We start from the raw sequence: 21,278 nt of genomic DNA, 5'->3' as shown, positions 1-21,278 counted from the left end.
ATGGCTAATAAACCGTTTATTACAGTGAGTATTAAAACCCTTAACGAAGCCGAGTGCATCGAGAAAACCATCGATAGTATCCAACAGCAGATTGCTGATTATCCGCATAAGATCATCGTGGCTGATAGTTTATCGACCGATAACACTCAACAATTAGCAAGCGCTAAAGGCGTGACCGTGGTGTCTTTAACGCAGCCTGCGGATCGTTGCTGTGGAGTGGGGCATCAACTAGGTTATCTGTATAGCGAGGGTCAATATCTGTTGTTAATGGATGGCGATATGGAACTGGAAAAAGGGTTTATTGATAGTGCAGTTACATTTCTTGAGGCACACCCAGAATACGCGGGCGTTGCGGGTACCGTTGAAATGGATGATGCAGCAAATTATGAGTTCAAGTCACGCAAGCAACGACTACATGAAATATATCCGATAGGTGATTGCGATCATTTAGGGGGGGGAGGTTTATACCGTCGCGTGGCAATTGAAAAAATTGGTTATCTTACCAACCGTAATCTGCATGCCTTTGAAGAGGCAGAGCTCGGGATGCGTTTATTACATGCCGGTTATAAACTCCATCGCCTTGATGTTCCTTATTTCAGTCACACCTCACATAACATGCCGACATTCAAATTAATAATGTACCGTTGGCGAAGTGGTTATAACCAGGCAACAGGTGAGTTACTACGCAGTGCATGGGGGAGACCCTATCTGAGTCACGTTCTTAGAATGGTCAAAAACGAGATTATTTTTTCCATCTATATGTTTTTGCTGTTGGTTTCGATATTGACATTCAATGCTGAAATTATTGGTGTAGCGCTACTGCCATTACTTGCATTTATTATCCTGAAAGCGATTAAAAATCGCTCATTAATTAACGGGTTGCATAGTGTAATAAATTTAGCCGTGCTCTCTGCTGGGTTAGTCAAAGGGCTGACTCATCCAGTACGAGATCCTATGGTTCCACCCGATAGCAAAGTTATTCATGAATAGGCGGCCATGATGAAAATATTACTGGTAAATAAATTTTTCTACATCAAAGGCGGCGCGGAAACAGTTTATTTTCAAGAACGCGATATGCTGAAGCAGGCTGGTATCGAAGTTATTGATTTCTCTATGCAACATGAAAAAAATTTCCCCTCAGATTACGCAGAATATTTTGTCAGTAATGTTGATTATCATAAAAGCAGTAACTTATTTGGCGGGGTTAAAACAGCTGTAAATTTCATTCATAATGCTGAAGCATGCAAGAAAATGAAAGCGTTACTGGAGAAAGAGCGCCCGGATATTGTTCATTTTCATAATATCTATCATCAGCTAACGCCTGCAATTATAAAAGTTGCCCGTGATTTTGGTTGTAAAACGGTGTTAACTGCACACGACTACAAAATTGCTTGTCCATCATACGCGATGTTGCGCGATGGCAAGGTGTGTGATGCTTGTATCAACGGTGCCGTCTATAACGCATTCAAATATCGTTGCTATGAAGGCTCGGCATTTAAGAGTTTATTAATTTCTTTAGAAGCAACCTGGCAATATATTGCAAAAAATTATCAGGCCATTGACGTTATTATCTCCCCTAGTGAGTTTTTGCGGGGGGTGATAAAGCACACATTACCCAATTCGCGCATTGACGTTATTGTTAATGGCATTGATGACAGCCAACCATTTGACAATATAGAAGATAGGGGCTATTTGCTTTTTGTTGGTCGCATCAGCCCTGAAAAAGGAATTGAAACCTTGGCTCAAGCGCATCAGATGATGCGTAATAAAATACCACTAAAAATTGTCGGCCATGGTCCTATCTACAATGAATTGATTGAGAAATATCCCGATGCTGAGTTTCTTGGTTTTGTACATCAGGGTGAAGAATTAGACAATCTGATAAAGCACGCGCGAGCGATTATTGTGCCTTCGGAATGTAATGAAAATTGCTCAATGTCAGTACTTGAAGCCATGTCTTTTGCTCGGCCAATCGTTGGGTCACGCATTGGCGGAATACCTGAACAAATCCGTGATGGTGTCGATGGGGCATTATTCGAACCAGGAAATGCGCAACAGCTTGCCGATATACTTGACGATTTGGCAATTAATCCAGAAAAAGCCCAACGCATGGGTCTAAATGCCCATGATCGCCTTTGCGGTAAATATGCAATGCGCGATCATCTTCAGGCATTACTGAATTTGTATCAAGAACTGTTAAGTAAGTCATAATATGACCAGAAAAATTACGGTTCTGGGCACTCGTGGAATTCCTGATGTACTAGGCGGGGTAGAAACGCATTGCCAAAATCTCTATCCCGCAATCAAACAACAATTTGATATCGATATCTGTGTTATTGCTCGTGCTCCTTATGTCGATTACCGTCATTCGCAATATAAAAATATCGAAACCCGCGCACTGTGGGCACCGAAAAAACGTTCTTTAGAAGCCATTGCCCATTCAGTTTTAGCGGCATTTTGCACCGTGTTTGATAAATCATCAATTGTTCATGTTCATGCCATTGGCCCTGGGCTTGTCGTGCCGTTACTACGTTTGCTGGGCAAGAAAGTAGTATTTACTCATCATGGCCCTGACTATGAGCGCCAGAAATGGGGATACATTGCAAAACAGGCTTTACTGATTGGCGAAAAACTTGCCGTTAATTATGCCAATGAAGTCATTGTTATTTCCGAGGTTATTAATCAGCTAATCCAAAAAAAACATCGGCGTATGGATGCACATTTAATCCATAACGGGGTTAATATTCCGGAACCGCTGGCAGCAGAAACCATTAGTAAAACACTGGGTCGGTACGCGTTAAAACCTAAGAACTATCTTGTAGCGGTAGGGCGTTTTGTGGAAGAAAAAGGGTTACACGATTTGATTACTGCCTATCATAAATCTGGCGTCTCAGAGACATTAGTATTGGTTGGTGATGCAGATCATCCTTCTGACTACAGTATGCAGCTGAAGCAATTAGCGATAAAAACACCGAATGTTATTTTGACCGGTTTCTTAAAAGGTGATGCACTGAAGGTAGTCTTTTCCCAGGCTAAGCTGTTTATAATGCCTTCGTATCACGAGGGTTTGCCGATAGCATTGCTTGAAGCAATGTCGTATTCACTGCCTGCGGTAGTCAGTGATATTCCGGCGAATTTGGAAGTAGGGTTGCCAGCTGAAGCCTATTTTAAAGTCGGCAATGTGGCTGATTTAGCCGAAAAAATTAAGGCAAGAGTAGTACTCAACAATACCGATTACAGTGACTTCCTGCGAAATTATGACTGGCTTGAAATTGCCAGAAAAACAGTCAAAGTGTACCACTCAATAAACAAATCAATAGGTTAAAATTGAGCAATTCAACCAGACGCCCACTCGTACTTGATCGTTTTTATGAAGTGCTTGATGAGGAAACCCAGGCACAACTGACTGCTGAACAAAAGCAGGATATAGAAGATGCGATAGTTTCAGTCACGTTGTCGTCACGTCATCGCATCGATGTCCGCAAGAGCTTCCCATTTTTTGGCAGGCGCTATTATCTGGTCTTTTTGTTAGGGCGAGATTTCCGCAAGCGACTACGCAAAGAATCCACACTGGTGCGCATCGTCGTGACGATTTTGATCCTTTCAGGCTTGCTGTTCGCAACGCTCTGCGTGTTACTCACGCTATATATGATTAAGTCTGCCGTAGGCATTGATCTCATTCATGATTTCCATGTTGGGATTTGGGACTGGTGGCTCAGTCTGAGGAACAAATAGCTTTTGGCTCATTAACCCTCTACGGATAACGGAGTCTCATGAATATTAAAACTTTTATAGCGTTGATGTGCATGGTCGTTCCGGGAGCCGTACTGGCTGAGTCGATGACAGTCGTTACACCTAAGGCTCTCTCAGGCCCACTCACTAACCCAGGCATGGGCATCGCCAGTTTTCACCAGGGTTACGGCGAGCAACACACTGAGGCCGACTACCCGAATCCCGGCATTGAATACGAACGCTTCTATTGGAGCGAGCTTGAACCGGTTGAAGGGCAATTTAACTACGCATTGGTTGACGACGCTTTTAAATTCGCGGCGATGCACACGCCCGCGATGAACGTCGGGCTGCGCTTTATGGCCCTGGATGGCCCGGAAAGCGGTTCAAAAATCCCTGACTGGTTGATTAAAAAAGTTAAGGGCGTATGGACTTCAGACGGAAAAACCTTCGTCCCCAATCTCGATGACCCAGTATTTCTGCAATACAGCCAGCGCCTGCTCAATGCTTTCGGCAAGCACTACGACGGAAATGAAAACCTGGCATACCTTGATATCGGCATGGTTGGGTCGTGGGGAGAGTGGCACAACAGCAATTTCCCCTCACTTAAACCGCTCGATAAACGCTACACACCAGCGCAATTAGAACAGTACGTCAGAATGCATTTTACCGCGTTTCCAAAAACACCGAAAATTATGCTGATTGCCGGTGGCGACAACCTGGTCAGCGCCGTGAAGCAGGGCGCAGGCTGGCGGGCTGATTGTTTGGGTGACTGGCGTAACTTTTCGGCAACCTGGAATCTGATGGAAGATGATTATCCGCAGCGCTTAGAGGCGGCTCAAGCTGCGTATTCCGGTTTCAATGATGCCTGGAAACGAGCGCCTGTGAGTTTCGAAATCTGCGGGTACATGCCGGAATGGAAAACCGAGCAACATTACAGTCTTACCGAAGTGCAACGCACATTTGACTGGGCCATCGCACAACACGCCAGTACGATTAATTTGAAGTCACGGGCGGTGCCAAAAGAGTATCGCGGCATTGTCGACCAGGCGCTGACCAGGCTTGGTTATCGTTTTCGTTTAGTCTCATTGAGCCATAATTCTGCTGTCGCGAAAGGTGGTGTTCTGACGCTTAATAGTCAGTGGGCAAATGACGGTATCGCACCCATTTACTTGAAATACAACGTGACATGGCGTGTGGTCAACGAGTTGAACACAGTCATTGCTCAGGGGAAAACCAGTGATGATATCCGCACCTGGTTACCCGGAAAGCGACCAATCGCATATCAACTGCCAATACCTGGGACGGTGGCTGATGGGCAGTATTATATCGAAGTGGCAGTACTGGATGGGACGGGGAAATCGAGAATTAATCTGGCTAACGAAGGGAAACGTAGTGATAGCTGGTATCGGATTTCTAAGTTAAATGTTCACTGATTAATTGGCTCTGAGTCTGCCAAGACAGACTCAGAGTGTAAATATCCGTCATACTTCAAGCGGCATATGCGTTGGCAATACTTGGCCCATTCGCGGGCCTCGCCATACTAAGAGCTGTAACCATTCGGATTTTTTTTCTGCCAGTTCCAGGTATCACGCATCATTTCATCAATCGTTCGCGTGGCCTGCCATCCCAATGTTTGTTTTGCTAAAGATGAATCTGACCAGCATTCCGCAATATCACCGGCCCTGCGTTCCACAATCTTATAGTTAATCTTAGTCTGAGATGTTTTTTCAAATGCCTCAATGAGATCAATGACGGAATAACCCACGCCAGTACCCAGATTTATCGCTTTAAAAGATGCACCCTCAGTTTGATGATCCAATGCCGCCAGATGACCACTTGCTAAGTCCAGCACATGGATATAATCGCGAACGCCTGTGCCATCAGGTGTAGGGTAATCATTGCCATATACCGACAGACACGTCAGTTTGCCGATTGCCACTTGTGAAATATAGGGAACCAGATTATTTGGAATACCGTTAGGATCTTCGCCAATTCGCCCCGATTGATGAGCGCCAACCGGATTGAAATAGCGCAAACAGGTAATGCGAAACTCCGGTTGTGCGAGGGAGAAATCACGCAGAATCTGCTCAACCATAAGTTTCGATGTGCCATAAGGGTTTGTGGTGCCGCCGGTCTGGCAATCTTCGCTCAACGGCACTTTTTCGGGATTCCCATAGACGGTTGCCGATGAACTGAAGATGAGGCTATTTACACCGGCATGTAGCATCTCACTAAGTAACACTATTGTGCCAGTAACATTATTCTCATAATATTCCAGTGGTTTTTTAATTGATTCACCAACAGATTTTAAACCAGCAAAATGAATCACATCAGTAATCGAATGTTTTGAAAAAATAGTTCTCAAAATATTCTTATCTAAAACATTAGCAACATAGAGAGTGGGTTTTGTTCCTGTTAACTCTGCAACCCGGACTAAAGATTCTTGAGATGAGTTAGAGAGATTATCGATAACGATGACCTCATCACCTCTTTCCAGTAAAGCCAATACAGTATGGGAGCCTATATAGCCAGCACCACCTGTTACAAGAATTGCCATAATATCTCCAGATAAATATTACAAAACTAGGGTGGTATTCGGTGCTTAATTTACTGTCAAATATTGAAAACCTAGCACCGGTCGATGGGTTTTTCTTATGTATATTCAGGCAAACGATTTTTACGGTATTTAACCCAAGCCTTAAATAAAACTTTTTTTAAAGGAGACAAAAGGCTGAATACCCAATTTTTGGTGTCATAAACAAGATGGTTATTCGAAAAGTTTAACGTGTGAATACCTGCGCTTTGGTTGATTTCAGGTGTGACATGTGCCACCAGTTTTTCCTCAAAAATCAGTGGGTTGATGGTGATTAATTCTTTGATAAAAATGGATTTTCCGTAAGAGTCAGATGTGCATTCTTGAGTGAGGATATATTTCTTATCATTAATAAAATAAGAAGCACCGGCCCCACGGTGATGGTGGTTGCACAGTTTTAAAGACGGGTTTATTTTTTTCCACTCACCGAGTATTTGATCTGCAGTGTGAATAACCATCTCATTGTTAAGTGTGGTAGAAATGAGGTAACAGGTATTCTCTAAGGTGAAGAATATATTATCGGTAAATTCAGCGTCAGAAATTAGCACCTTCACCTTTTTCCAGCGAGTGGGAAACTCAGTGGATTGGAAGAGTATCACTTCTCTTCGCTCTGAAGACTCAGGAATCATAAACAGATTATCGTTAAGATAAAAAAGATATGGGAAGGATAAATGGCACTTTAAATCATCAAACCCTTCTAGTTTGATATCCTGAATCTCATTAAGATTATCGTCAAGAATCCGACATCTGAGAATGCCTTTAGAATTTAGAAAGCTAAGTGCTTCATAGAAAAGGTAGAGTTTATTATCTTTCTCTATAATAAAAGGATCTGCCTGGAAGGTATATTTTTTCTTCAGTAATTTTGCGTGTGAATTATTTAAAATATCCAGGGTATTTTCTGGAAAAGAATGAGAGTTATTTTTGATGATCATAATATCCCATGATTCATGGAAAAATAACTTTCTAATTAATTTATTGTTTTTACTTAACATTTTATCATATTGTCCATATTAGTTATTGCAAGTAACAGGAAAAACATGACGCTTATTATTATAAATAATGCTTAACAATCGATGTGTGGAGCAGCTCATTGCACCAGCAAGTAGCCATAGAAAACTGACATGAGAAGGTGCTGAATTGGAGTATAGACGCTTAACAGATATCCGCCACAGAGTAAGGTTTTTAGCAGAAAAGTGATTATCAGGGATTACTGAAGGGAGAGGGGGAGTTTTAGTTAAGGAGAACCGGCAAGTACAAGATATCCTTGCCGGGAATATTTATTAAGCTTGAGTATCGAGGGTAGAAAGCTCTTTATCTACGAAATACAGACCTTCGCCGCTTTTTCCAACCAGACTTAATTTATCCAGTACGGACTTGAACAGTTTCTCTTCTTCATGTTGTTCAGAAACATACCATTGCAGGAAGTTGAAAGTTGGATAGTCCTGAGATGTCATCGCAGCATGAGCCAATTCATTAATCTTGCGAGTAATTAACTGCTCATGTTCGTAAGTGGCATTAAACAGGTTATCTAAAGATGAGTAGTCATGGTCTGGTGCCGGGACCGCATTAATGCGTGGCAAGCTTCCAGTGTCAGTCAGGTAAGAAAACAGACGCTGCATATGCTCCATTTCTTCCTGAGCATGGCGACGCAGGAAAGCGGCAGCCCCTTCAAAGCTATGGTAGCTGCACCAGGCACTCATTTGTTGATAAAGCAGGGAGGAATAAAGCTCAAGATTCATTTGTTCGTTAAGTTTTTCGATCATTTCAGCTTTTAGCATGGTGCGCTCCACGAGAATGTATATTTAACAATGTCGCTACTTTAATTTTATTATTTCTATAATGCAAAGGAATTGTTAATTATATTATTGTAATGAGAATGGTTGTTAATATTGTTTCTTTTCTATAATTAATTCGTTCTGAAAATAAGAATTATTACTGTTTACTTATGGGTCAGAAGATAAATCTTAGCCAACCCTAATTTTAATGACGTTAAGGTGATTGTTCTATTATTGAACAACACTCTCATCTTTCAGATACCGCTCCATTCCCACTCCGCGACACTGGTACTCAAGCGTCACTTTTTGGCTCAGGCACACAGAGCCACTGGTCACGCTACAGGTTTTGATTGGCTCTCCGTAAGGATATGCGGCGATATAACCCCACTGCTGGCATTGGTGGCTGGCTGCTGATTGCGCAACATAAGTATCCACTTTTGCCGTTTGTAATGGCGCGAGGTCAAATCCCAGACGAACCACACCCACCACTTCACTACTTTTTACGGGCACAGGCGTTTTATTCACCGTACATCCAGCTAATAACGCCGTGGTTAAAATTAAATAAACAGTTTTCATTATTCTGATGCTCGAATGACTTTTTAATGATTTTAGCACGCACAAAAATGAAAAATGACCAACAGCATAAAGCTGTTTAATTTCAATTAGGGCGAGGTAAATGGATCTTCCTAACATAAATTTTGGGGCTTAATAATGGTGAAAATGGGCATCACCAATATTTGTGGGGTGATTAAATTTTGATCACAACTGCCATCAAGTTTGGCTGAATCGTGCCGACAATACTGGTAATGCACGGTCTACTCTCAGTATTGGTATACAAAAACCGAATAAACGGAGCTGAGGTGACTACAGCTGGTGCAGGAAAGACTTTTTATTATTTCACCAGGAAAATACAAAACATGAAGTTTATTCGTAATATCAAAATCCGCGTCATGGTGGTGCTGATACTGATCTTCTCGTCAGTGGCGTGGCTCGGTGTTTCCGGGCTGGCGCTGTGGTTTTTACATGATTTGCAACAAAACCTGGTACTGAATGCGCAACAAGAAAAGTGGATCGGTATCGTTCGTTTCTTGCTCGGGGCTTCGGTGTTAGCAAGCATTGCCATTACGTTGGTAACTGAGCGCTATCTTTATTTCTGCCTGGTGAAGCCGGTCGAGAACATTCGCGCACATATGCATATTCTTGCGCGTGGTGAACTCGAAACCCAATTACCTGATTTAGGCAGTAACTGCATTGGTTTGATGGTTTCACCGATCCAAAAAATGCAGTCGAATTGGGAAAAAGCCGTTTCCAACATTCGTTCCAGCGCTCACACCATTCGCGGAAATGCCACGGAAGTGGCTGAGGTGAACAACGAATTGTCTTCTCGTTCTGAGCAACTCGCCGCAGCGTTAGAAGAAACGACTACCAGCATGGAGCAATTGAGTAGCACGGTTACGCTGAATGCTGAAAATGCCAGCCACGCGAGCGTGCTTGCAAAAAATGCGACTAAGACGGCAGTAAACGGCGGGGAGTCGGTAAAAAAAGTGATGACCACGATGGAGACGATAACCAGCAGCTCTCATAAAATTGTCGATATCACCACCGTGATTAACAGCATCTCCTTCCAGACCAATATTCTGGCGTTGAATGCTGCAGTTGAAGCCGCTCGGGCCGGTGAGCAAGGGCGAGGTTTTGCAGTAGTAGCAAGTGAGGTACGTAATCTCGCTCAACGTAGTGCAGTGGCGGCGAAAGAGATAGAAACCTTGCTCAAAGAGTCCGTTGATAACATTCATACTGGTTCTGAACAGGTGAAGAAAGCGGGTGAAGCGATGGGGGAGATTCTGAATGCGGTCACTCAAGTGAACAATATTATGGGAGATATTGCCAATGCGTCGGGTGAGCAGAGTCAGGGTATTGGGCAGGTGGGGGTTGCAGTAAGACAGATGGATGCGGTCACGCAGCAAAACGTCAATCTGGTTCATCAATCTGCACTTTCGTCAGTGGAACTGGAAAAACAAGCGCACCAGCTTAACGATATTGTGTCGATGTTTCGCATCGCTAAACCCGGCTGAAAATGTGGGAATACTCTCAGTCGAACACAGAAGTGTGAGCGCACCTTAATTTTTTAAAACAAAATTTCATTAAATTTGAAAGTGTGTTTGTGAGCTAGTATCGTTAGTGCATACCAAAGCTATTCACCACGGAAAATCCCGTGACCCAATCAGGAGACGGAAATGAAAATAGCACTGATGATGGAAAACAGTCAGGCTGGCAAAAATGCAATCATTCTTAATGAGTTGCAAGCGGTTGCTGCTGAGAAAGAGTACCCGGTTTACAACGTAGGTATGAGCGATGAGCAGGATCACCACCTGACCTACATCCACCTCGGTATTATGGCCAGTATCCTGTTGAACTCTAAAGCTGTAGATTTCGTTGTGACCGGTTGCGGCACAGGTCAGGGCGCAATGATGTCTCTGAACATCCACCCAGGTGTGGTTTGTGGCTACTGCCTGGACCCTGCTGATGCATTCCTGTTCTCACAAATCAACAACGGTAATGCGTTGTCACTGGCATTCGCTAAAGGCTTCGGCTGGGGCGCTGAGCTCAACGTTCGTTACATGTTTGAAAAAGCATTTACTGGCCGTAAAGGCGAAGGTTACCCGATTGAGCGTAAAGAACCACAGGTTCGTAACGCCGGTATCCTGAACCAGGTTAAAGCTGCAGTTGTTAAAGAAAACTACCTGGATACCCTGCGTTCTATCGACCGTGAACTAGTGAAAACCGCTGTGACCGGCGAACGCTTCCAGAAATGTTTCTTCGAAAACTGTCAGAACAAAGAGATTGAAGCATTCGTACGCGAAATCCTTGCTTAATCTCTTTTAGCCATGCTTACGGCCAGCCTTTGCTGGCCGTATTTTTTGTGCCAACACCGCTTTAACTCGTGGCGCTTTTAGCGCCATCCTTCGATTCGCCCGCTAAAATGTGGAACTGGCTCTTGCGGCCACCTTTGATGTTCGGCAGCCATCTGCTGCTCATCCCAATGTTTACTGTTTATTCCTTGCTCCGGCATCATCTCCGGCCAGTCTTGCTGCACAGCACTGGTTTTTGGATAAGGGTTATGCAAAGAAGGGTTGGTAAGAGGATGGATCTCAACAGCAAGAGCTTGAGACCCTATCAGCGATAACATCATCAGTAAGAATATCGATAAGCGTTTCATAGTGGCCTCACACACCTGACCTATAGTTAAGTGTAATTGAGGCCCGCGACAGGGTTAGTGTTTTTTCGACACACTGCTACCCGCATTGTGTGGTAAACGTAGCAGATCAAACAAACCTACCAGGCAAATGAGCGTAATCATCACAAAAGAAATCTTGATAGAAATGCCTGGGATTGCGGTTAAATCGAGCCACTGACTGACTTTCTCCCCCAGACGAATCCCTATCGCACCAAGGGTAATTCCCAGCCCTACAGAAAGCTGTGTGGCGGTACTAAATAGCGTGTTGGCGTAGCTCATTTGCGTGGATGGTACATCTGAAAAGGCGAGGGTGCTTATGCCCGTAAACTGCATCGAACGGAACATCCCGCCAAAGAAGAGTATTGCTATGGTCGCCCATGCTGCGGTGTGCGGAGTAAGAAACGCACAAGCCAGCAGAGAAGCGACGTTCAGAAGGCCGTTAATAATGAGTAATTTCTTGAACCCTAATGCGCGAATTAACGATGTCGTTGCAGGCTTCATCGCGAGATTTCCGGCGAAGACTGCCAATACCAGTAAGCCCGAATGAAAAGCATCCATTCCGAAACCAACCTGGAATAGCAACGGCAATAAAAAAGGGACCGCGCTGATGGAGGTACGAAATAAAGAGCCCCCGTACATCGTCACACCAAAGGTCTGTACCTTTAAAGCATCAAGGCGAATCATCGGGTGCTTAGCGTGTTTAAAGTGCCACAGTGAGAACCACAGCGCCGCTGCACCTAATACCAGCAAGCTCACAGTTGGCAGCACCTTAATTTGCGATTGCCCAAGCATTTCCAGGCCGTACACCAGGCTAATCATTGCCACCGCAGTGCCGGTAAAGCCAATGCCGTCAAACGGGCGGCGGTCATCATCATGAATATCTGGAATCAATCGCCACGCCAGCGCCATGGCAATTAACCCAAGTGGTAAGTTGATATAGAAAATCCAACGCCACGACGCGTAGCTGGTGATAAATCCGCCCAGAGGAGGGCCAATAATAGGAGCAACCAGCGCGGGCCAGGTGAGGGTGGCAATCGCGGTGATCAGTAAATGCTTAGGGGTTGTACGCAGCACAGCCAACCGCCCGACTGGCACCATTAGCGCACCACCGACCCCCTGTAAAATGCGCATCGCGACAAACTGCTCAATCGTATTGGCCATGCCGCACAGTACCGAGGCGAAGGTGAAGATCCCTAGTGCCAGGGTGAAAACTTTACGTGCGCCAAATCGGTCCGCAATCCAGCCGCTGGCGGGTATCAATACCGCCAGAGTCAGCAAGTAGGCACTCATACCGATATTCAGATCAACGGCATCAACACCAAAAGTTCGGGCCATTTCCGGCAGCGCGGTGGCAATGACCGTCCCGTCGAGAAATTCCATAAAAAAAGCGCCAGCGACCAGGAGTGCCATTCCTGAAATGCCACGCTTTGCTGCCGGAGAAGGGGAGTTAGTCATGAGTGAAATTCAAAATTAAAATAATGTTTTAAAAAATTGTTGAGTCAATTAACCAGTTAAGTCGTGGATATGCAAGCCATTTTGTGTGACGGAAATGTAAAATCCACACTGAAAATGTGTGATGCGCATCACAAAACTATTGATTTATGTGACGGATGTCTTATTATTAGCCCCATAACGAGCAACACCTGCAAAACAAAAAAACTGGAGCACACAATGAAAATGCGCAAAATCCTGAAAAGCATGTTCGAGCAATACTGCAAGACTTTTAAAGATGTACCGCCGGCTGGCATGTTTTAATCTGCCCGCTTGAAAAAAAACCTGCTGCGGCAGGTTTTTTTATGTCTGAAATTTGCCTTTTTACCCACGATATTAATCTTTATATCCACAATTTCTTCTTTAGCACTATTTCGCATAACGTTATGCGTTTTACACTTATTTACATTGTGGGTATGGCTGGTGCACTATGCGGGCTCTAATTGAGATGGAGTCCGTGATAAATGCGTAAACCCCTGTTGTTATCTGCGCTGTTTGCCTCTTTGGCCCTGGCCCTTTCTGGCTGTGATAATGCAAAAACTGAAACTGCGGCTGCTCCTGCACCGGCTAAACAAGCAGCCCAGGATGGCGGCAATTTAATTGTTGGGGTGACCACCGGCGATCCGCTAGCGATGAACCCACTGTATGCCAGCGACCGTACTACGCTGACTATCATGCAGACGCTATACGCACCGCTTTATAGCTTCAATGGCGATAAAATTGAATGGGCTCTGGCAGAAAGTCTTACGCCTTCAGAAGATAACCTCTCATACATCTTAAAACTCAAACCGAATCTGAAATGGCAAGACGGCAAGCCTATTACCGCAGGCGATGTGGTGTTCACTTTCAACAAATTGCTTGATGAGAAACAGCACAGCTTCTTCCGCAGCATGTTTGTGTACGGCGATAAGCCAATTCAGGTCAGCAAAATTGATGACCTGACCGTGAAATTTACTCTGCCACAGGTGAGTGCTGCGTTTGTAGGCACCCTGGTACAGATTTACCCAATCCCAGAACATGTGTTTGCTAATGAAAGTGACGATCTGGAAAAGAGTACCAAAAACGATGCTCCAGTCGGTTCAGGCCCGTTCAAATTCAAAGAATATCGCGCCGGGCAGTATTACTCGCTGACACGCTTTGATGATTACTGGAACGGCAAGCCGAAGCTTGAGACTGTGACTTACCGTTTCGCTAAAGACAGCAACTCTGCCAATCTTGCGCTGCAAAACGGCGAAATCAATATGAAGATGATTGACCCTCAGGATGTCAATCGTTTGAAAAATAGCGGTAAATTTGACTTCGTTATCTACCCGGAAGGGCGTCTGGCATATATGACGTTTAACCAGAATATTGACAGTATGAAGAACAAGGCACTGCGTCAGGCCATTGCTTATGCCATCAATAAAGATGAACTGGTTCAGGCTGCATTCTCTTCGCTGGAATATGCGCAACCTGCCGCATCTATTCTGACGCCAGACACGCTGTATCAGACCAACGATGTTGAAACCTACAAGTACGATGTTGAAAAAGCGAAAGCATTGTTGAAAGAAGCGGGCACGCCTGCCGATCTGAAACTGCGTCTCGCCTACATCAATAGCAATAAAACTCAGGAAAGCATGGGGCTGTATATTCAGCAGCAGCTGAAAAACGTGGGTATTGCGGTTGAGCTGATGCCACTGGATGCTAACGCCATGTCGCAACGCAGCCTGGATATGAAAAATACCTCTTATGAGCTGAGTCTGGGTGGCTACATCATGGGTATGGAACCTGATGGCTATAAGTCTTTGTACCTGAGCAACGAAGCTTATAACTATGCCCACTACAAGAACCCAGCGTTCGATGCGTTGTGGAACCAGGGCGCAACTGAAATTGACAAAACAAAACGTGCTGAAATCTATAAGCAAATCCAGCAGACCGTTGCAAACGACATGGCATGGTACCCAATTGCTTATACCAATGCGGTTGTTGCGGTAGATAAACGTTTTGCCGGAACCAAAGAGGCTGAACCTAAGCCTGTTTATATGTTCCAGGATTGGTCGAAGATCTATCAACAATAATGAACACACTGCCCTGAGGTAGTCGTAGGGTGGGTAACGCAAGCTACTCGCCCTACAGTTTTCCCCCTTCTGGGGGCTTATTTTTTGGAAAGCAGTATGAACAATGTGTTAGTCCGACGCCTGGCCCAACTGGTGCCGATGCTGTTCTTCATCTCGCTGGTGTCGTTTTTGCTGGTCAAACTGGCTCCCGGCGACCCGGTGCAGGCTTATATTACTCCGCGTATGAGCCCGGAGGATATCGAGCGTATCCGCCACAGCCTGGGGCTCGATAAGCCCATGTTTATGCAATACCTGTTGTGGCTAAAAAACGTGCTGCAAGGGGATTTAGGCTACTCACTGATTTACCATCGCCCGGTGTTAACTATGATTGCCGAGCGCATTCCTGCAACTCTTGGCCTGATGGGTGCATCACTAGTTCTGGCTATGGTGTTGGCTATCCCGCTGGGTTTAGTGGCAGGCGCTTACAAACACCGCTGGCTTGATCACTTCCTGAATATGTTTGCCTATATTGGTATTTCGGTGCCTATCTTCTGGTTTGGTATTTTGCTGATAACCGTGTTTTCGGTGCAGCTAAACTGGTTGCCGAGTATGGGCATGCGAACAATTGGTATGGAAGACTCGTGGCTTGATGTGGTTCGTCACGGTATTTTGCCGTGCATTGCACTGAGTTTTTATAACCTTTCCAATTACGTGCGTTACATCCGCTCCAACACCATTACGCAGTTGTCGGCTGATTATGTGCAAACGCAGCTGGCATACGGTGCTACACGTCGTTCAATCCTATTCCGTCATGTCCTTAAAAACGTGCTGCTGCCGGTTATCACACTCTTTGGTATCTCCTTTGGCGAGCTGGTGGTGGGGGCGTACGTGACTGAAAGCGTCTTCTCCTGGCCAGGTATGGGCCTGTTGGGGATTCAGTCGATAACTTCCCTGGATTACCCGTTAATCATGGCGATGATCATGCTCTCTTCAACGATGCTTATCGTCGGCAATTTATTGGCTGACATGTTATATCGCGTGGCAGACCCGCGCATTAAGGCGTTGAGGTAAGACGATGAGTAGACGTTGGCAACAAGTTAAACATGGCCTGAAACGTAATCGTCCAGCTCAATTATCACTTCTGGTTCTGGTCGTTTTCAGCATTGCAGCATTATTGGCAACATTCAGTCCCTGGGACCCAAACCAGATGTCACTGACCGCAAGACTCACACCGCCGGATGCACAACACTGGTTCGGAACTGATGACTACGGACGTGACTATTTCACTCGCGCTTTATACGGCGGCCAGATTTCGTTAATGGTCGGTTTTCTGGCAATGATATTTTCAACGTTGATTGGCACGCTGGTAGGCACTGTCAGCGGCTATTTTGGTGGGCGAATCGATAACCTGATGATGCGGGTAGTCGATATTTTGATGTCGATCCCAGCCTTTTTCCTGCTGTTGGTACTGAACGCATACCTGAAGCCCGGCATTGCCAATATCATCCTGATTATCAGTGCATTGACCTGGATGAATATGTCGCGCCTGGTGCGGGCTGAAACCTTGTCGGTGAAAGAGCGTGAGTATGTGGTGTACGCCCGCGCGTGTGGTGAGCATCCGTTAATCATTATTGCGCGCCATATCATCCCGAATATTTTGCCGACCATTATGGTTGCGGCAACGCTGAATATCGCCTCAGCAATTCTGATGGAGTCGACGCTGAGCTTCCTCGGACTTGGTGTGCAGCAGCCAAATGCCTCATGGGGAAGCATGCTCAACAATGCGCAATCCTTTATTGGTGAAGCAACATGGCTTGCGATGTTCCCGGGTGTCCTTATTTTGCTGACGGTGCTGAGTTTTAACGTATTGGGCGATGTATTACGTACTGCCTTTGAGCCCGGAGCTAACCGCGATGAATAACTTACTGGAACTCGATAACCTGCAAACGTCCTTCTTCACCCGCGAAGGGGAAGTCAAGGCGGTGCGCGGTGTAAGCTTTGCAGTCAAACGCGGTGAAGTGGTAGGGATTGTTGGTGAATCAGGCTGCGGCAAGAGTGTTACCTGTAAATCAGTGCTCAAACTGCTAGGTAGCAACGGCAAGGTCGTAGGCGGCCATGTCCATTTTATGGGCGAAGATTTAGCCCGTAAAACTCCCGAACAAATGCGCCATATTCGTGGCAACGATATTGCCATGATCTTCCAGGATCCCATGACGGCACTTAACCCGGTGCTGACCATTGGCAAGCAGATGAGCGAAATCCTGATACGCAATCAGAACCTCAGTAAAAAAGCGGCCAAAGAAAAGTCGATTGCCATGTTGCAGCAGGTGGGGATTGGTAATGCGGAGCAGCGTTACAACCAGTATCCGCACGAGTTCAGTGGCGGTATGCGCCAGCGCGTGATGATTGCTATTGCACTCTCATGCCACCCGGCGTTACTGATTGCCGACGAGCCAACAACTGCACTGGATGTCACCATTCAGGCGCAGATTTTACGCCTGCTAAAACAACTACAACAGCAAACCGACACCGCAATTATGCTCATCACGCACGATCTTGGGGTCGTAGCCCAGGTTTGTTCACGTGTGGTGGTGATGTACGGTGGGCTTGTGATGGAGCAGGGGAGCGTGGAGGATATTTTCTACCGTCCAGCGCACCCTTATACCCGCGGGCTTTTGGCATCATTGCCGCGCCCAGGCGAGGCAAGCGCTCGTTTGTCACCTATCGAAGGCTCGCCACCAGGGTTACTCAACCCACCACCTGGTTGCCCGTTTGCAGAACGTTGCCCGCAGCGCATGGATCGTTGTAGCAGCCTGCCTCCGATGTACCAAACCGGAGAGGGTCATCAGGCAATGTGTTGGTTATGGGATTCGGAGGTGAACAATGCAGGACGTTAAGCCATTAGTCCGTGTAAAGGGCTTACGCAAATATTTCCATAGCCAACAGGGATGGTTTAATAAAACGCCACCAGTGAAAGCTGTCGATGGGGTGAGTTTCGATATCTATCCAGGTGAAACCTACGGGCTGGTTGGCGAGTCTGGGTGCGGGAAATCAACACTTGGGCGCAGCGTCCTGCGCCTGTTTGATATTACCGATGGCGAAATTGAGTTTGCAGGCCAGGACATTGCAAAGATGAGCGACAAGCAACTTAAACCGTTGCGCCGTCGCATGCAGGCAATTTTTCAGGACCCATACTCATCGCTTAACCCGGGCATGACTGTCGCGCAATTAATTGCCGAGCCGATGAAAATCCATGGTTATGGTAAACAACAGCGCGAAACCCGCACACTTGAACTGCTGGAAAAAGTGGGGTTAAAAGCGGAACACTTAAACCGCTTCCCGCATGAGTTTAGCGGTGGCCAGCGGCAGCGTATAAGTATTGCCCGAGCTCTGTCAGTAAACCCTGAGTTTGTGCTTTGCGACGAACCACTGTCGGCACTAGATGTATCCGTGCAGGCGCAGGTGGTTAATATCTTGCAGGATTTGCAGCAGGCATTGGGGCTGACATATCTGTTTATTGCACATGACCTGTCCATGGTGCGCCATATTTCAGACCGAATTGGTGTGATGTATCTTGGCACTCTGGTTGAGGAAGCACCGGCTGAAACTCTATATACAGAGCCGGCGCATCCATATACCCGGGCACTGCTTGCCTCAATCCCGGTGGCCGATCCGCATGTGCAAATGCTTGATCAAGGCGGCATTAAAGGCGAATTACCAGGTGCCATGAGCGACTGGCCAGGTTGCAAATTCTGCAATCGCTGCCCTAGGGCGATGGATAAATGCCAAAGCCAAAGCCCGGTGATGCAAGAGATTTCACCAGGGCATCGGGTTGCTTGTTGGTTGTTTGAAAACTCGTGATTAATAGCGGGGGGCTTATTCAAGCTCCCGCACTACTTTGCATGGTTGCCCCATTGCCAGCACACCAGCAGGAATATCTTTGCTGACAATGCTTCCTGCGCCAATCGTGGTGTTATCACCAATCGTCACACCCGGTAAAATAACCACATTGCCGCCAATCCAGACATTGCTGCCAACAACAATCGGTTTGGCGCTGGTGAGGAATGGATAATCGGGATCTCCGGTCAGGCGCTCTTTCGCCGACAGCGGATGTACAGGGGTGTAGAACTGAACATTTGGCCCTACCAATGTGTTATCGCCAATCGTCACGGTATTGCAGTCAAGAAACACCACATTGGTATTAATAAAGCAGTTACGGCCAATGGTGACGTGCTTTCCGTAGTCACACCACAACGGTAATTCAATCCAACTTTCATCACCAAAACCACCCAGCATTTCACGCAGCAGCGTAAGTTTGGTTTCAAAGTCATGAGAATCCAGCTGTGCCAATTGTTTGGTTACCGCCCGTGCGTTGTGATACATCCCGAGCAATTCAGGATCTCGGGTGTTGTAATGCAAACCCGCCAGCAATTTTTCATGTTCTGTCATTGTTCTGCCCTTATGTTTATTGGCAGCATTCTAATCGTGTGACCATAAAAATACTGTTGTAAAAGCCACAAAATTCGCTGCGCGAATAAAGTAATGGAATGTCGATTACCGATACCGTTTCAGCGTGCAGAAATGTACTATGTCGCCCATTGTGAAACAGGAGAGAAATGATGTCTGAACAATTATCTGCCGACCAGGAACTGGTTTCCGATGTGGTGGCATGCCAGCTGGTGATTAAGCAAATTCTGGATGTAATTGATGTGATTGCACCGGTAGAAGTGCGCGAAAAAATGGCTAATCAATTAAAGACCATTGATTTCGCCACTCATCCGGCAGCGGCAGATCCGGTGACCCGCCGCGCAATTCAGAAAGCGATTAGCTTGATTGAGTTGAAGTTTACACCCCAGAACGAAGCGCATTAATTTCATCCGTTAAATACCCTAATAATTCAAGTTGCATAGCGGCGGCAAGAGAACAAATCCCGATGAGCTTACTAAAGTAAGTGATTCGGGTGAGTGAATGCAGCCAACAAAGAGGCAACTTGAAGTATGACGGGTATTTTTAGAAGAACGTCATCACCAGCAAGTAACTCGCCGCACAAGCACAGCTCACGCCAATCAACCCTGGTAAAATGAAGCTATGGTTGATGATGAATTTACCAATCTTCGTGGTGCCCGAGCGGTCAAAGCCAATACATGCCAGATCACTCGGATAGGTAGGTAGGACAAAGTAGCCGTAAGATGCCGGGAAGAAGGCAATCAGCATTTTCGGCTCAACACCCAGCATCAATCCCATCGGTGCCACAGCTGTTAACGCAGCCGCCTGGCTATTTACCAGTTTAGAAACCAAAAACAGCACGATGGCATAAGTCCACGGGTGGCTTTTCACCACGCCTTCCAGTGCTATTTTCAGCTCTTCAAGGTGTGCTTGAAAGAAGGTATCACTCATCCAGGCGACACCAAACACCGAGAAAATCGCCACCATCCCGGCTTTAAATACCGCACCATTAGAGATAGCGGATGCATTTACTTTGCAGACTATCAACATTACGGCACCCGCAATCAGCATCATCATCTGGATAACCAGATTCATTGATAGCGGTTTTAACGCGCCTTTAATTTCAAACGCTGGACGCAGTGTCGGAATAGCGCCCAATAAGACCACCACCAGGATCCCAGCAAAGAAAATCCAGGTTGACCAGTAGGCTTGTTTTGGGAACACCTGGTCCATCAGCGTTTCGCTGCTGCCGTAAATAAATTCACGCTGTTTTGGGTCTTTGAGCTTCTCCTGAAACTCTTTATCGTCCTGCAAATCTTTACCGCGACGCAAACTCCACAGTGCAGCAATTAACACGCCAAATAACGATGCGGGAACGGAAACACAGAGAATATCGAGAATGCCCCAGGCATGACCAATGCCATGGTTAGCGGCCAGAATTGAGATTAGGGAAACTACGGCGACGGAGACAGGCGATGCGGTAATCGCCATCTGCGAAGCAATAGATGCCACCGCCATTGGGCGCTCCGGGCGAATCCCTTTTTTTAGCGCAATATCGGCGATAATCGGGAACATGGTGTAGACCACATGCCCGGTTCCACACAGGAACGTCAGCATCCAGGTAGTGAAAGGAGCAAGCAGTGTGATGTGTTGCGGGTGTTTACGCAGTAGGCGTTCAGCAAACTGCATCATGACATTCAGGCCGCCCGCGGTTTGCAATGTAGCTGCACAACCGATTACGGCAAGAATGGTGAGCATTACATCAACGGGCGGCTTTCCTGGTTCAAGGCCAAAAATGAAAGTCAGGATAAACAACCCAATTCCACTGATTAAACCAAGCCCCATCCCGCCAAAGCGAGTCCCGACCAGCAGGCATAAAATAATGACAATAAATTCAATAGTAATCATGACAATCCCTTTTAAAATTCAATCGTATAAAGCATTACAGATTGTAAGGATTACCATTGAGA

Annotated in this window: 22 protein-coding genes; 14 read left to right on the top strand and 8 right to left on the bottom strand. The window is 46.1% G+C overall.

Going from position 1 to position 21,278, the window contains the following annotated elements:
- Genes M977_RS02745 through M977_RS02725 form a run of 5 tightly spaced genes read left to right on the top strand, consistent with a single transcriptional unit; the run spans position 1 to position 5,165 of the window.
- Complete coding sequence (locus M977_RS02745; RefSeq protein WP_064512014.1) at positions 1–990, top strand: glycosyltransferase family 2 protein; 990 nt, start codon at positions 1–3, stop codon at positions 988–990.
- Between the two features lie 9 nt (positions 991–999).
- The gene (locus M977_RS02740; RefSeq protein ID WP_064512013.1) at positions 1,000–2,211 is read left to right on the top strand and encodes a glycosyltransferase family 4 protein; all 1,212 of its coding nucleotides are present in this window, start codon (positions 1,000–1,002) and stop codon (positions 2,209–2,211) included.
- A gap of 1 nt (position 2,212) precedes the next feature.
- Positions 2,213–3,325: a glycosyltransferase family 4 protein gene (locus M977_RS02735; protein ID WP_064512012.1), complete on the top strand. Its 1,113-nt coding sequence runs from the start codon at positions 2,213–2,215 to the stop codon at positions 3,323–3,325.
- Positions 3,326–3,327: 2 nt separating this feature from the next.
- The gene (locus M977_RS02730) at positions 3,328–3,735 is read left to right on the top strand and encodes a hypothetical protein (protein ID WP_064512011.1); all 408 of its coding nucleotides are present in this window, start codon (positions 3,328–3,330) and stop codon (positions 3,733–3,735) included.
- A gap of 38 nt (positions 3,736–3,773) precedes the next feature.
- Complete coding sequence (locus M977_RS02725) at positions 3,774–5,165, top strand: DUF4832 domain-containing protein (RefSeq protein WP_064512010.1); 1,392 nt, start codon at positions 3,774–3,776, stop codon at positions 5,163–5,165.
- Positions 5,166–5,272: 107 nt separating this feature from the next.
- Here M977_RS02725 and galE read toward each other — a convergent pair whose 3' ends face one another.
- The 4 genes from galE to yecR all read right to left on the bottom strand — a co-directional run bounded on the left by galE (position 5,273) and on the right by yecR (position 8,625).
- The gene (gene galE / locus M977_RS02720) at positions 5,273–6,289 is read right to left on the bottom strand and encodes a UDP-glucose 4-epimerase GalE (RefSeq protein ID WP_064512009.1); all 1,017 of its coding nucleotides are present in this window, start codon (positions 6,287–6,289) and stop codon (positions 5,273–5,275) included.
- Between the two features lie 95 nt (positions 6,290–6,384).
- A complete protein-coding gene (locus tag M977_RS02715; RefSeq protein ID WP_064512008.1) occupies positions 6,385–7,317 on the bottom strand; it encodes a glucosamine inositolphosphorylceramide transferase family protein in 933 nt (310 codons plus the stop codon).
- A gap of 288 nt (positions 7,318–7,605) precedes the next feature.
- Positions 7,606–8,103: a non-heme ferritin gene (gene ftnA, locus M977_RS02710; RefSeq protein WP_064512007.1), complete on the bottom strand. Its 498-nt coding sequence runs from the start codon at positions 8,101–8,103 to the stop codon at positions 7,606–7,608.
- A 228-nt stretch (positions 8,104–8,331) separates the two neighbouring features.
- A complete protein-coding gene (yecR, locus tag M977_RS02705) occupies positions 8,332–8,625 on the bottom strand; it encodes a YecR family lipoprotein (RefSeq protein WP_342446873.1) in 294 nt (97 codons plus the stop codon).
- Positions 8,626–9,017: 392 nt separating this feature from the next.
- On the opposite strand from yecR, the gene M977_RS02700 reads away from it, so the two are divergent.
- Positions 9,018–10,172 (top strand): methyl-accepting chemotaxis protein, encoded by a 1,155-nt coding sequence (locus M977_RS02700; protein ID WP_064512005.1) that lies wholly within the window; start codon positions 9,018–9,020, stop codon positions 10,170–10,172.
- Positions 10,173–10,334: 162 nt separating this feature from the next.
- Positions 10,335–10,973 (top strand): RpiB/LacA/LacB family sugar-phosphate isomerase, encoded by a 639-nt coding sequence (locus M977_RS02695; protein ID WP_034455054.1) that lies wholly within the window; start codon positions 10,335–10,337, stop codon positions 10,971–10,973.
- A 77-nt stretch (positions 10,974–11,050) separates the two neighbouring features.
- Here M977_RS02695 and M977_RS02690 read toward each other — a convergent pair whose 3' ends face one another.
- Together M977_RS02690 and M977_RS02685 are read right to left on the bottom strand one after the other, a co-directional pair.
- Positions 11,051–11,317 carry a hypothetical protein gene (locus tag M977_RS02690; RefSeq protein ID WP_064512004.1) on the bottom strand — a complete coding sequence of 89 codons (267 nt, stop codon included), beginning with the start codon at positions 11,315–11,317 and terminating at the stop codon, positions 11,051–11,053.
- A 54-nt stretch (positions 11,318–11,371) separates the two neighbouring features.
- Positions 11,372–12,790 (bottom strand): MFS transporter, encoded by a 1,419-nt coding sequence (locus tag M977_RS02685; RefSeq protein ID WP_064512003.1) that lies wholly within the window; start codon positions 12,788–12,790, stop codon positions 11,372–11,374.
- Positions 12,791–13,006: 216 nt separating this feature from the next.
- Here M977_RS02685 and azuC point away from each other — a divergent pair, with 216 nt between their 5' ends.
- The 6 genes from azuC to M977_RS02660 all read left to right on the top strand — a co-directional run bounded on the left by azuC (position 13,007) and on the right by M977_RS02660 (position 18,723).
- Positions 13,007–13,090, top strand: a complete 84-nt coding sequence (azuC, locus tag M977_RS25140) for a stress response protein AzuC (protein WP_115628089.1) — start codon at positions 13,007–13,009, stop codon at positions 13,088–13,090.
- A 200-nt stretch (positions 13,091–13,290) separates the two neighbouring features.
- Positions 13,291–14,883: an ABC transporter substrate-binding protein gene (locus M977_RS02680; protein ID WP_064512002.1), complete on the top strand. Its 1,593-nt coding sequence runs from the start codon at positions 13,291–13,293 to the stop codon at positions 14,881–14,883.
- A 96-nt stretch (positions 14,884–14,979) separates the two neighbouring features.
- Positions 14,980–15,933, top strand: coding sequence for an ABC transporter permease (locus M977_RS02675; protein ID WP_064512001.1), 954 nt, complete (start codon positions 14,980–14,982; stop codon positions 15,931–15,933).
- A 4-nt stretch (positions 15,934–15,937) separates the two neighbouring features.
- Positions 15,938–16,783, top strand: coding sequence for an ABC transporter permease (locus M977_RS02670; RefSeq protein ID WP_064512000.1), 846 nt, complete (start codon positions 15,938–15,940; stop codon positions 16,781–16,783).
- Entirely contained in the window at positions 16,776–17,759 is a 984-nt protein-coding gene (locus M977_RS02665; RefSeq protein WP_064511999.1) for an ABC transporter ATP-binding protein, read from the top strand. Before M977_RS02670 ends, M977_RS02665 begins: the two co-directional genes overlap by 8 nt.
- Positions 17,746–18,723 carry an ABC transporter ATP-binding protein gene (locus tag M977_RS02660; RefSeq protein ID WP_064511998.1) on the top strand — a complete coding sequence of 326 codons (978 nt, stop codon included), beginning with the start codon at positions 17,746–17,748 and terminating at the stop codon, positions 18,721–18,723. The genes M977_RS02665 and M977_RS02660 overlap by 14 nt, the downstream gene beginning before the upstream one ends.
- A gap of 15 nt (positions 18,724–18,738) precedes the next feature.
- On the opposite strand, the gene M977_RS02655 is transcribed toward M977_RS02660, so the two are convergent.
- Entirely contained in the window at positions 18,739–19,311 is a 573-nt protein-coding gene (locus M977_RS02655) for a sugar O-acetyltransferase (RefSeq protein WP_064511997.1), read from the bottom strand.
- Between the two features lie 170 nt (positions 19,312–19,481).
- On the opposite strand from M977_RS02655, the gene M977_RS02650 reads away from it, so the two are divergent.
- Positions 19,482–19,733, top strand: coding sequence for a DUF2766 family protein (locus M977_RS02650; RefSeq protein ID WP_034496127.1), 252 nt, complete (start codon positions 19,482–19,484; stop codon positions 19,731–19,733).
- A gap of 139 nt (positions 19,734–19,872) precedes the next feature.
- On the opposite strand, the gene M977_RS02645 is transcribed toward M977_RS02650, so the two are convergent.
- The gene (locus tag M977_RS02645; protein ID WP_064511996.1) at positions 19,873–21,216 is read right to left on the bottom strand and encodes an anaerobic C4-dicarboxylate transporter; all 1,344 of its coding nucleotides are present in this window, start codon (positions 21,214–21,216) and stop codon (positions 19,873–19,875) included.
- Positions 21,217–21,278: the final 62 nt, after the last annotated feature.

It is taken from the genome of Buttiauxella gaviniae ATCC 51604 (genome assembly GCF_001654835.1).
In the GTDB taxonomy this organism is placed as follows: Bacteria; Pseudomonadota; Gammaproteobacteria; order Enterobacterales; family Enterobacteriaceae; genus Buttiauxella; species Buttiauxella gaviniae.
This window is presented reverse-complemented; position numbering and strand designations above follow the sequence as displayed.